This window comes from Streptomyces sp. NPDC059398 (genome assembly GCF_042751845.1).
Taxonomy (GTDB): domain Bacteria; phylum Actinomycetota; class Actinomycetes; order Streptomycetales; family Streptomycetaceae; genus Streptomyces.
Genome location: NZ_JBHYWP010000002.1, coordinates 143,462 through 155,272 on the forward strand (window position 1 = coordinate 143,462; position 11,811 = coordinate 155,272).

Annotated in this window: 9 protein-coding genes; 1 reads left to right on the forward strand and 8 read right to left on the reverse strand. The window is 65.3% G+C overall.

Going from position 1 to position 11,811, the window contains the following annotated elements:
• Positions 1-17 precede the first annotated feature (17 nt).
• The 6 genes from ACFXBC_RS01795 to ACFXBC_RS01820 form a co-directional block, all read right to left on the reverse strand.
• Positions 18-1,577: a class I SAM-dependent DNA methyltransferase gene (locus ACFXBC_RS01795; RefSeq protein WP_385017362.1), complete on the reverse strand. Its 1,560-nt coding sequence runs from the start codon at positions 1,575-1,577 to the stop codon at positions 18-20.
• On the reverse strand, positions 1,574-3,031 hold the full coding sequence (locus ACFXBC_RS01800; RefSeq protein WP_385017365.1) for a restriction endonuclease subunit S: 1,458 nt from the start codon (positions 3,029-3,031) through the stop codon (positions 1,574-1,576). The genes ACFXBC_RS01795 and ACFXBC_RS01800 overlap by 4 nt, the downstream gene beginning before the upstream one ends.
• Positions 3,028-6,624, reverse strand: a complete 3,597-nt coding sequence (locus ACFXBC_RS01805) for a DEAD/DEAH box helicase family protein (protein WP_385017368.1) — start codon at positions 6,622-6,624, stop codon at positions 3,028-3,030. Before ACFXBC_RS01805 ends, ACFXBC_RS01800 begins: the two co-directional genes overlap by 4 nt.
• Positions 6,625-6,747: 123 nt before the next feature.
• Positions 6,748-7,650 (reverse strand): LLM class flavin-dependent oxidoreductase, encoded by a 903-nt coding sequence (locus tag ACFXBC_RS01810; RefSeq protein ID WP_385017371.1) that lies wholly within the window; start codon positions 7,648-7,650, stop codon positions 6,748-6,750.
• Positions 7,651-7,762: 112 nt separating this feature from the next.
• On the reverse strand, positions 7,763-8,242 hold the full coding sequence (locus tag ACFXBC_RS01815; RefSeq protein ID WP_385017374.1) for an NUDIX domain-containing protein: 480 nt from the start codon (positions 8,240-8,242) through the stop codon (positions 7,763-7,765).
• Positions 8,243-8,331: 89 nt separating this feature from the next.
• Entirely contained in the window at positions 8,332-9,249 is a 918-nt protein-coding gene (locus ACFXBC_RS01820; protein ID WP_385017377.1) for an FkbM family methyltransferase, read from the reverse strand.
• Between the two features lie 101 nt (positions 9,250-9,350).
• Between ACFXBC_RS01820 and ACFXBC_RS01825 the strand changes: the two genes are divergently transcribed.
• Positions 9,351-9,851 carry an AAA family ATPase gene (locus ACFXBC_RS01825; protein WP_385017380.1) on the forward strand — a complete coding sequence of 167 codons (501 nt, stop codon included), beginning with the start codon at positions 9,351-9,353 and terminating at the stop codon, positions 9,849-9,851.
• Here the strand turns inward: ACFXBC_RS01825 and ACFXBC_RS01830 are convergent.
• Together ACFXBC_RS01830 and ACFXBC_RS01835 are read right to left on the reverse strand one after the other, a co-directional pair.
• Complete coding sequence (locus ACFXBC_RS01830; protein ID WP_385017383.1) at positions 9,809-10,705, reverse strand: glycosyltransferase family 2 protein; 897 nt, start codon at positions 10,703-10,705, stop codon at positions 9,809-9,811. The two genes, ACFXBC_RS01825 and ACFXBC_RS01830, sit on opposite strands and share 43 nt — an antisense overlap.
• Positions 10,702-11,550 carry a glycosyltransferase gene (locus ACFXBC_RS01835; protein WP_385017385.1) on the reverse strand — a complete coding sequence of 283 codons (849 nt, stop codon included), beginning with the start codon at positions 11,548-11,550 and terminating at the stop codon, positions 10,702-10,704. The genes ACFXBC_RS01830 and ACFXBC_RS01835 overlap by 4 nt, the downstream gene beginning before the upstream one ends.
• Positions 11,551-11,811 lie beyond the last annotated feature (261 nt).

Sequence of the window (11,811 nt, forward strand, 5' to 3'; positions counted from 1 at the left end):
GTGATCTCCCCTTCGAGTTACCCGTTCTCTCTGCTGCCTGGCTCCGCTTCGTTAGACAGCTGGCGATCTGCCTTGGCCTGCTCCATCGTCTCGGCAATCGCAGCGAACTCCGAGAGGGCAGCCTGGAGGTCCTCGACGATCTCGGCCGCCAGAACCTCAGGAGCAGGAAGACTGTCAACATCGTCGAGGCTCGGGTCACGCAGCCAGGTGATGTCGAGGTTCGCCTTGTCGCGGGCAACCAGCTCGTCGTAGGTGAACGGCTTGAAGCGCTCGGTCTCGACTCGCTTTGCACGATCCTCGTCCGGCTTGAAGCACTGCACGAAGTCTTCGAGGTGGGACCTCGTGAGCGGGTTCTGCTTCAGAGTGAAGTGCTGGGCCGTGCGGAAGTCGTAAACCCAGAGCTTCTGCGTCCAGGGCTGGTTGGGGCGGGCCGGCTTCCGGTCGAAGAACAGCACGTTGGCCTTGACGCCGCCGGCGTAGAAGATTCCGGTGGGCAGGCGCAGCAGAGTGTGGACGTCGTACTCGTTCAACAGGCGGCGGCGGATGGTCTCGCCAGCGCCTCCCTCGAAGAGCACGTTGTCCGGAACGACGACGGCCGCACGTCCGTGGATCTCCAGGAGCGAGGCAATGTGCTGTACGAAGTTGAGCTGCTTGTTGGTCGTCGTGACCCAGAAGTCGCGCCGTTCGTAGGCGATGGCCTCCCGGGCGGCGGTCCCATCGTCACCGTAGATGGTGATGGACGACTTCTTGCCGAACGGCGGATTGGCGAGGACCAGGCTCGCCCGCTTGTCGGGCGGCGCGGCGAGGGCATCGCGGGAACGGACGAGGGCAGCCTTGGTGGGTTGACCGATGCCGTGCAGGAAGAGGTTCATCGCGGCGAGCCGTGCGGTACCCCGGACCAACTCGGTGCCCCAGATGCCGCCGTCGCTGAGGTGCTGGCGTTGCTCGGGCGTGAGTCGGCTGCCGTACTCGTGGATGAGGTATTCGGCAGCGGCAAGGAGAAATCCGCCCGTTCCACAGGCAGGGTCAGTGATTGTGTCTTCTGGTGTCGGGCGGACGCAGTCGATGATGGCCTGGATTAGCGGTCGCGGAGTGAAATATTGACCCGCGCCCGACTTAATGTCTTCTGCGCCTCGGGCCAGTAGCTCTTCGTACGCGTCACCCTTGATATCAGTCTTCTGGCCTGACCAGTTCTCCTTGTCAATCAGGTCCTTGACCAAGCGCTTTAGTTTTGCGGGGTCGTGGATACGGTTCCGCGCCCCATTAAAGATCAGGTAGAAGGTGGTGTCCCTCCGCTGCTTGCCGAGGTCTTCCAACAGCTCGGTGTACGCAGCTTCGAGTGCGGCGCCGTCATTTTTCAGCAGCTCGGGCCAGCCTCGGTTTTCCCAAATCGGCCCCTCGGGCATGATCTGTTCCCGGAAGGTCGGCGGTCGGGACTGTGCCTCATGCGCCATCTTGAGGAAGACAAGAAGCGTCAGCTGTTCAACGTAGTCGATGGTGGAGACACCATCGTCCCGAAGGACGTGGCAATAGCTCCAGAGCTTGTCGACAAGCCGACGGGCCTCCGTCGTGGTCACGAGGGGATCTCCTGGTCGAAAGTGGTCTGAGTGATCGAGGCAGTAAGGGCGGTTCTAACAGGCGGCGGCGGTGTGTCTGGCGCCTGTGGACCCTTGGGCTCACGCATGGCTGGCGATCCACGCCGCCGCTGGCCCTTGGGCGTACCTTCTGCCTGCCGCTCGACACGAATGCGGGCGAGTACGGCATCCGCGGATTCATCGGAGGGGTCCTGGGGAACCAGACGACCAGTAAAGGCATCACTTAGCAGGGAACGTTGGAGACTGGTGCTGCGATGCTTGCTCGCTACAACCGTGCGACTCAGAAGGTCCCCTTTTTCCTCAATCTCGGACCACCTGGCGCAGATTTCTTTCTGCGTGAGAAGATCTGGAAGCGGGAATTCCACTGCTCCCAGAATCTTCTGGTTTACCTTATGGATCCCCGCAGTGGTGCGCGCTTGGCGTTCGATTTGCTGCCTCACATGCATAGACGACCAGATAATTCGCAGATACTCCGGGTAAATATCTTCCCTTTTCAGACGTGCCCGGATCATGGTGTCAGGATAAGCAACCGGGTCTTCCACTTCCGAAACGAGCGAACCACGCCCAACTAGAGAAACGGATCCATTACCACGAGAAATGAGGAAATCTCCTGGCTTGACGAGGAATGGTTCCGCATCGGTCGCCTCCCAGTCCCCTTCCTTACGCTGCGCAAGATTGGCATACGGGCCAGACAGGGCGGTGAGACGAAGAACCGGGAATCCTCCAGTTCGTGTCGGAACTGATCGACCGTTCGTCAGCCCATCAGCCAAGACATCGCCCAGTCGAACCGAACGATAGCTCAACGTCATTCGACGCAAAGAGGATTGGAGATATCGCTCAATTCTATGCGCGCTATCATAGAGAATTTTTTCAGCTGCATCGACTCGTGACAGTTGCTCCTCAAGAGCAGAGACGATGCGCCGCTGTTCTCCGAGAGGAGGCACCATACACTCAATCTCGGCGATTGCACTTTGCGAGATATTACGCATGGAGTCCTTGGTGCCGGTAGCCCGCCGGGAAATTTGCGATCGAATATATGGCGACGATAGAAGGTGCGCTAGCCAGTCCCTGCTAATGCCGCGGGCAGGAACGATTCGAAGGCTCTTGTCGCTCAACAGGAGGCGGGCTGGGCTTTTGTGAACGATCACCGATGCGCCAACATATGCCGCAGTATTGGCCCTACTCAGGAGAATATCCCCAGCGCGGATCTCGTATTCAGGATTGAAGGGGACGCCATCCGGTACCGCTTTGTTCTCTGCGGCATCAAACTTTCCCCATGTCATTGCGCTAACTTTGATAATGCCCCACTCGCCAGCAGAGGCAGGACGAGGCTCGCACTTATAAGACTTGCCAGCCTCGATCCGAGTGATAATGTCGCCGAGTCGGGCGCGCGCCCACCCTTTCGGCAGATCCGAGGGAATGCCACCCTCACTCACGCACCCAGCTCCCGTCCCATCTCATCCAGTATCTCGGCTCCGCGCTCGGCTCCGAAGTCCCTCAGGAAGCCGTCCACGCCGCCGCGCTCGATGAAGGGTACGTCGCGAAGTTGGTCCGGTTCGATCGCGGCGTCCGTCGCGATCACGTCCACAATCTTGTCGAGCCACCACACCTGGTCCGGAGTGAAGGCTGCGCCCGCCTGTTCCTGCTGGGCCAGCCAAGCTGTGTACCGCTCCTCCACGAGTACCCGGTAGGGGCGGACCTCCTTGTCGAGGCCCAGCTCGTACCGGAGCAACCCGATGAGGTCGACTACGCCGGCCTTGCCCTTCGGTCGCTCGCTCGCCTTCCCGAGCTGGATGTACGCCTCGTAGAGACCCGTCGGAGTCCACTGGAAAGGAGGACGCTCGATACGGCGAGCGAGGTCACGGAGACGGTGGTAGACCTCCTTCGGATCACGTCGTTCGCTGAAGGCGATGTTGAACGCGGCAATTTCGTCCTGGTGCTCTTTGAGGTACTGCTGCCACGAAGTGACCCGGCGCATGGCGAGTTCATCCGCCGTGACACCGTGCACCTCCATCAGGCTGTCCGCGTTCACCTCGTCGATGACGATGTCGTGCGCGCGGCGCATCGACATGAGGCGGGCACGCAGCTCGCTGTTGGAGGCGATCGGCTTCAGAGCTTCGATCATGTCCTGCCGGATCTGCTCAGGGCCGCCAATGCGGCGGGCACGCTCCTGCTGGTCGGGGTCGACCGCGCGTACCAGGCCGCCAACAATCTCCTGCAAGGGCTGGCCGGCGAGTTCTTCGATCTCGCCTCGTTCATCAGAGGTGAGCTGGTGATCCAGTCGGGCAAGGCGCCCTGCCAGGGTAGCGATCTCGTCCTCGGTCATGGCGAGGCCCGCCGTTTTGGCCATGAGTCGTTCCAGCGGGAGCTTTCGCTCCGTGGCCCGATTGAGCGGACGGGCGTCCACACGCGGGGAGTCCGTTACGCCAACCGCGTCCACGATCACGAACCGCTCCTTGACCTTGGCATCCGGAGTCACCGCCTGAAACTCCGCCGGGTCGATTGTCCGAGAACCTCGGCCCTTCATCTGTTCGAAGTAGGCCCAGCTCTTCACATTTCGAAGGAAGAACACACACTCCAGCGGCGGAATGTCTGTACCAGTGGCAATCATGTCGACGGTCACCGCGATGCGCATTTCCGGGCTGTTGCGGAATGCCTTGATCAGTTCTGCCGGTCGCTTAGCGGCGTGAGTGATCTTCCGGCAGAAGTCGTCGGTGCCGTTCTCTCCGAAGACCATTCGGACCATCTGCACGATCTCATCAGCGTGGTTGTCATCAACTGCGAAGATCAGTGTCTTGGGGACGTGAGTACGCGATCGCTGTGTCTCTCCCTCTCCGACCGGTGGGAAGATATCTGTGAAGAGACGGTCGCGGAACGTCTCCAGCACGAGCTTCAACTGCCCCTTGCTGATCACCTGGCGTCCCAGTTGCGACGCCTTCCACTCCAGGTCATCTTCCAGCTCCTGGTAGCGCTCCCGGCGAGTCTTGCGCTCACGCATCGGCACGACGGTCTCCGCAGGGATCGTGCCGCCGTTCTCGCCGAGCTCGGTGCGGATACGGAAGACGTCGAAGTCCACGTTGACCCTGTCGGCGACCGCCTGCTCGTATGGGTACTCGCTGACAAGGTTCTGGAAGAAGAAGCCGAAGGTCTGCGCCACAGGCGTCGCGGTCAATCCGACCAGGTGTGCGTCGAAGTACTCAAGCACCGCGCGCCACTTGCCGTAGATGGAACGGTGGCACTCGTCAACCACGATCAGGTCGAAGGTCTCCGGGGGAAGGTCCGGGTTGTAGGCGACTTCCACCGGCTCCTTTACGAGGTCGTAGCCGTCGAGCTTCTCGTCGTTGTCGTCCGCGCTGGGAACGGGTCGGCCGGTCAGTGCCATCCACAGCCGCTGCACCGTGGAGACCACGACATGGGCCGAGCCAAGAACGGTGTCACCGGCGAGCCGCTGCACCACGTACAGCTCGGTGAACTTGCGGCCGTCGTCCGGGGTGTCGTAGTTCTCATACTCTGTGGCGGCCTGCGTGCCCAGGTTGTTCCGGTCCACCAGGAACAGCACCCGCTTGGCACCCGCATGGTTGAGGAGCCGGTAGCTCTCACTGACTACCGTGTACGTTTTCCCAGCCCCGGTGGCCATCTGGATGAGGGCGCGGGGGTCGTCCTTGGCCAGCGAGCGTTCCAGCCCAGTGATCGCTTTCACCTGGGCGGGGCGGAGCGGGTCCGGGTCGAGGAAGGTCTGAGGAAGTCGACGCAGACGTGCCCGCAGCGTCGGCGCGGCCGGGTCCGCCTCAGCCTCGTCGATCCAGCGGGCGATCGTCTCCGGACGGTGCACGGCGAAGATTTCACGGGTACGCGGAGACGGGTCGAGGGCGTTGTGGAATCGGACGGTGTTGCCGTCCGCCACGTAGCGGAAGGGCAGGCTGGCGCGCCAGGCGCTGAGCTGCTGGCTACGCGTGAGACCGGTGGCGTAACGTGCCGCCTGCTGCATAGCTGCCTCCAGGTCGGCTCCCTCCCGCTTGGCCTCTATGACTCCCACAAGCCGCTGGTCGACGTAGAGGAGGTAGTCGGCCCGGCCGACGGCCGTAGACACCTCCGCCACCGCGACGCCCTGCCCGGCGAAGAGGTTCTTCGAGTTGTCGTCCTGGACGGTCCAGCCCGCCATTTCGAGAACCTTGTCGAGCTCCTTGCGGACCTGAGCTTCGTTCATCGGCGGCCGGGCGGCCTTCTGCGCATGGGAGATGAACTCGTCCCGCTTCGATGCATTGTCCAGCGGCTGGGCCGGCGTGCTGGCCTCCAGTGCAGCGGCGGTGAGCTCGTCGATCTGCTCGCTGAGTTCGGCGACCAGATCGTGGAGCGCAGCACGCTCCCCCTCGGCCTCAGCCAGTTCCGACTCGGCCTGGGCTCGGGCGGCCCGCTCGCGCTCCAGCCTGTCCTGCTTGCCATCGAAGCGGAGCCGCGCCTCTTCCAGTCGCCGGCGATACGCCTCCAGTTCGCCGCGGAGCTGCTCCAGCTCCTGCTGGTCCGCGGCGGTGGTGGGAACAGGGGCAGCGGAAGGCCGGGCCGGAGCCAGGAACACCCGGTGTGTGGTGTCGGCAGGAGTGAGAGAACGATGCAGCCAGTCTCCGAGCCGAAAACACGCCTCCACCGTCTGGAGCGCGGCACGGACGTTCGCGTAGTACTCGTGGACCGCCCGGTTGCCTGTCAACCGGATCTCTTCGAACCAAGCGTGGACCTGCGGCACAATCACACCGTGATCAGCGAGAGCCCTGACCCGGTCAAACTGACTCGTGCTGGACACTCTGACGTTGACCAGTGCGAGCAGATGCCGAGCCATGACCTCGCCGAAAAGTCGACACTTGAACATCGCGGCGTGTGGGTCGGTGTGGACGTATGACTCCGCCGAGCATCCGAGAGTCACCAGCAAGGGTTGGTGGCCAAGAAGGTGGCCGAAGTTGGCGGAACCGGCGGCCAGCCTGGCGACCTTCTCGTCCCTGCCATCCTGCCCCGGATTTGCCGACGGCATCGTCATTTTCTCCCCCAACACCTCATCGCTGTGAGCAAAGCCTTGCAGGCTCTCATGGGAAGAGGGACAGATCAAGCCCTATTGAAGATGGTGGTCAGCATCCCCAGACCGTCCGTCGATCGTCGGCGTTCAACCGAGCTGGGCGACTGCTTCTGTGGCGATCTGCTCGAAGACTGCCTTGCCAGCCGCAAAGTCCGACTCGGGGATCGGCCAGTGGATCACGATCTCGGTGAAGCCGAGCTCCTGATGGCGGCAGGCGAAGTCGACGAAGGCGTCCACGGATTCCAGCGGCCTGTTCCGGTCGGGGGTGAAGCCGTGGAGCAGGATCTTGTCGAGGTCGGCCACGTCTCGGTCGGCCTCGGCGCACGCCTTGCCGAGTCTTTCGATCTGCCCGCGGAGTGCCTTCACCGACTGCTCCGGGGTCCCCTCCTCGTACAGCTTCGGGTCACCGGTCGTCACCCACGCCTGCCCGTACTTCGCTGCGAGCCTCAGGCCGCGTGGGCCCGTCGCCGCCACTGCGAATGGCAGTCGGGGCCGCTGTACGCAGCCGGGAAGGTTGCGGGCCTCCTCAGCCGTGTAGAAGTCGCCCTTCTGTGAGACCGCGCCCTCGGTGAGTAGACGGTCGAGCAGTGGCACGAACTCGCCGAACCGGTCTGCCCGCTCCTTCGGTGTCCACGCCTCCTGGCCGAGCGCGGTGGCGTCGAAGCCGTTGCCGCCGGCGCCGATGCCGAGGGTGACCCGCCCGTCGGAGATGTCGTCGAGCGAGATCAGTTCCTTGGCGAGCGTCACTGGGTGTCTGAAGTTTGGCGACGTGACCAAGGTGCCCAGGCGCAAGCGGTCCGTAGCCGTGGCGGCGGCGGTGAGGGTGGGCAGGGCGCCGAACCACGGGCCGTCGCGGAAGCTGCGCCAGGAGAGGTGGTCGTAGGTGTACGCGGCGTGGAAGCCGAGTTCCTCGGCGCGCTGCCACTTGGCGCGGCCTCCCTCGTGCCAGCGGTCGACAGGAAGGATCACGGTGCTCAGGCGCAGGCTCATGCCGGTGAGCCTACGTCGAGCGCGTTCCTGGTCGCGGCTCGACGTAGGCGAGTCCCCACTGATCAGGCGCGGTGCCGTGCGGCCGCCGGGCCGTCCAGAACAGCGAGACGATTCAGTTCGTGATGGTGGCCGGCCATCCGTAGCGGGAGAAGGACGGGCCGCCATCCCTGTACGCGGCCAGGGCTTGTGCGGCTGTCGGAAACGCGGGCTCGGGGAGGCGTTCGGCCGCGAGCCACTGAACTGCGAGGTGCTTGTCCGGTTCGGCGTTGTTCAGTTCACCGGTCCAGGTGTCGGTGGCGAAGGCGAAGAGCACGAACTGCCCGGACCGGTCCCAGCCCTGCTCGACGTGAACGACGTGGACGAGTGAAAGGTTGGCCGGGTCGACGAGAAGGCCCGTCTCCTCCTTGAGTTCGCGGGCGGCAGCTTCGTCGAGGGGTTCGCCGGGTTCGGCCTTGCCGCCGGGAAGGGTCCAGACCGGTTTCGGGGACCAGCTACGGGCCCCGTAGAGCAGGGATGCGACCGTGTCGGTGTTCTTGTCGTGGACGATCACGCAGACTGCATTGCGACTGTTCATCACACTCTTGCTGCTCACCGTGTCCGCTCCTTGTCGACGTGCTTCGGATTCTTCGGGGTCGTGCGGGCATCCGGGGATGTCGGCTCCCTTTTGGAGCGCGGGCGGCTTCAACGCCCGGATACGAGGTGGCCCGCATCGGTGCGCGAGAACACCAGGTCGGTCATCTCCTCGGGGACCGTGGTGCATCGAACGGGCGGCTGCGGGTGCCGCATGGTCCTGGGATAGGTGGTCGGGTCGTAGTCATTGGTGAGCGTGTACGCATGGAAGCCGTTCTCGCTCAGGATGTCGATGATCCCGGTGGCGCTCTCGCCCTGCTTGGCCAAGAGCCGAAGGGTGACCTCCACGACAAGCTCCGCGTCGTCCGGCAAGTGCGCGAGCGCGGGTAGGAGTCCGCGGACGGCTGCTGCTTCGGCGCCTTCGACGTCGATCTTGATGATCCGAGTGGTAGCGAACTGGGCGCTGCTGATGAGGTCGGCCAGCGGCGCGGTCTGTACGTCGAAGGTCATGTGGGCATGGCGGGGCCGCACGGAGGTGGTGTGGCCGAGGTTGGTGGGGTCCTCCAGGTACAGGGTCTGCCTGCCGTGAGTGTCGGAGACTGCCGATCGGATCGACTGGATGTTGGTGCGGCGATTGGCAGTGATAGTGGCGGTCAGGTCGTCGTGGAACTGCGGGGAGGGTTCTACGGCGATGACGTGGCCATGGGGGCCGACTGCGTGGGAGGCAAGGAGGCTGAAGGCGCCTCGGTGGGCGCCGACGTCGATGAAGGTGTCTCCGGGGCGGAGCCGGTCGCGGAGGAAGGCGCTCAGGTTCGGCTCCCACTCGCCGAAGAGGTACTGGTAGCGCTGGATGACGTCGTTGGTGGTGACGCCGATCTTGTCGCCGGACCGCAGCCTGACGGTGGTGTGGGCGGGGTGGATTCGCAGGTGCTCGTCGAGGAAGTGGCCGACGAGTCGGGCCTTGCCCACCGTTCCGGGGGCGTAGCGGACGTAGGCGCGCAGCGCGCGGGCGAGTACGGAGGCGGACACGAGCGGTTCCTTCGGGTGGTGGTGAGGAGGAACGGAGCCTTGGGCCGGCCGACGGTGGCAAACTGGCCGAGGAGCGCTGGTGGTGTTGGAGGGAGTTGGCGGTGGCCGAGGACACTCCGGTGGTGTTCCTGCTGGTGGGGCTCACCGGCTCGGGGAAGACCACTTATGCCCAGCGGCAGTTGGAGCCGGAGGGTGCAGTGCGGCTGTCGGTGGACGAGGTCGTCCATGAGCGGCACGGTCGGTACGGCGTCGACTACCCGGAGAACACCTACTTCGAGAAGGAGGCTCCGGTCGTCTCCGAGCTGCACGAGCGGCTCGCCGAGCTGGTCGCCGAGGGCCGGGACGTGGTGTGGGACCACGGGCTGTGGCCGCGTAAGGACCGCGACGCGATGAAGGAGCTGGTGGAGGCGGCCGGCGGCCGGTGGCGGCTGCTGTACTTCCCGGTGGAGCGCGAGGAGCTGCTGCGCAGGCTGGCGGAGCGCAATGAGCGGGAAGACGCCAACGCTCTGGTCGTGACCCCGGAGGCGCTGGATGACTTCTTTGCTCGCTTCGAGAAGCCTCAGGACGAGGGCGAGGAGATCGTGGAGCCGGGCTGGCTCTGAGCCGTGTGTGGGCGCCAGATGGCTGTGATCTTGGCGGCTTCGGCGGCCCAGCCGCTCGGCAGTCGATCGAGCGTGACGTGACGGAAGGCCAGACGCGGGTCGGCGACATCGATCCGGCCGTTGTGGCGGTCGATGTGCTGCAACAGGCGGGACGCCTCGCTGCGGACGGCCGGGGTGTGCTCGACCCAGTCACCGGACGTGAACCGGTCGACCCGTCGTCGCAGGTCGTCCAGGACGCCCGAGCGCCACTTGAAGTGGTGTACGCATGCGAGCGTGTCCGGGTCTGGCTTGTGGCCCGGTGCCCGGTGGTTGCCGGATGCAACGGCTACCGAGGAGTGGGCAAGGACGATCTTGCGGGGATCGCCCTTCAGCAGCCGGTGGGTGAGGTGCCCGCCGAGCGGGAAGGACCGGTCCAGTCCGATTTCCGGCCGCCACAGTGCCAGCCGCCCGTCGTTCGTGGCGCGGTCGAGCGTCAGCCCACCGATCACCTTGTGCTTGGCGGCCTCGGCCCAGGCGATCATCTCGTTGAGCGGGGCGGGGTAGGTCTGGAACTCGTCGGAGTCGGCGATCAGGTGCCAGCCGGGCCCCGCCTGCTCGCGCAGGAGGTCGCGGAGCTGGGTGTTGGTGTGCTCGTGCCAGGGTCCGGTGCTGATCCGGGCAGGGACGATGCCGAGGTCGTGGCTAGCCGCGATGAGCTGGTGCCGCCAGGCGTCGTGGATGTGGTCGGGGAAGTGGAAGGCGAGGTGGAACCGCTCGACGCCGAGTCGACGGTAGTGGGCGGTCCAGGCGGCCAGCAGGGCCGGTTCGACCGGGCCGACCACCGCGACCAGGGCGGGAGAGACGGGTGTCTTCATCGGGATTCCTTGGTCAGGTGGGCGTAGGTGTCGGTGAGGAAGGCGGCCTGGTCGGCCGCCGAGCTCATGTCCAGAGCCCCGAGCGCTGACGGGCCTGGGCGGGCGGGAACGTCTGCCGTGAGCTGGTCCAGCGCTTTGGCGAGGGCGTCCGGATCGCCGGCGGCGAAGAGCCGGGTCCACGGTTCCCCGGCGAGGCGGGCGGTCAGCTCGGGGTCGTGCGTGGAAACGATCAGTGGTACGCCGAGGCGGACGGCGTCCATGACCAGCCCGGATTCCTTGCCCACGCCGGACTTCCGGGCGACGAGGGCCGCGTCGGCAGCGGCGTACACCAGCCGCAGGACCTGGTCGCCGACCGGGCCGGGCACGGTGTGCAGGTGGACGTTGGGGAGCTGGTGCCAGCGTGTGAGGACGGCGTCGTCCAGCGGTGTGCCGCACACCAGGACGTGAAGCGGGGCGGTGAGGCGGGCGAGGGCCGTATCGACGGTAGGGATGTCCTTGTACGGCCACCAGCCGCCGACCACGCACACCGCCTTCGCGTCGGCGGGAATCGTGAAGGCGCTACGAGCTCCGTCGCGCTCAGCGTCGGTAAGCGGGCGTCCTTCATCAACCGCGAACGCCCTTACCCCGCCTGGAAGGTGAGGAAAGCCCGGTCCGACCTGGTCACGGACGGCGGCGGTCGGGTACAGCGCGATCACCCGCTTCTCGCCTTTGCGGGCGAGCCGGCCCAGCCACCGGACGGGACGATCTTCGGTGGTGACCGCCTCATGAACGAACCGCAGATGCCGGGTCCCGCCGAGCAGGGCAACGGCACCGTGCAGGGCCTCGCTCGCGCTGAGGATCACCACGGACGAGGCTTGCGGGGCGAGACGGCGTGCGGTGCGAAGGCAGGCGGCCTCGGTCAGGCACCGGGCGAGAAGGGTGACCTGGTGCGGGGACCTGCGGACCGCCTGTGGCCAGCTCCGGGAGGCGAAGACCCGCTGACCGACAGCAGCGACGCGGGGGGCCCCCCCCCCCGCCGCCGGTATTTAACAAGGGTGCGCGGGGGGCCCCGCCCGGGCCCACCGCGCCGCCCCCACAAAAAACAGCGGGCCCGGGCAACCACTCGC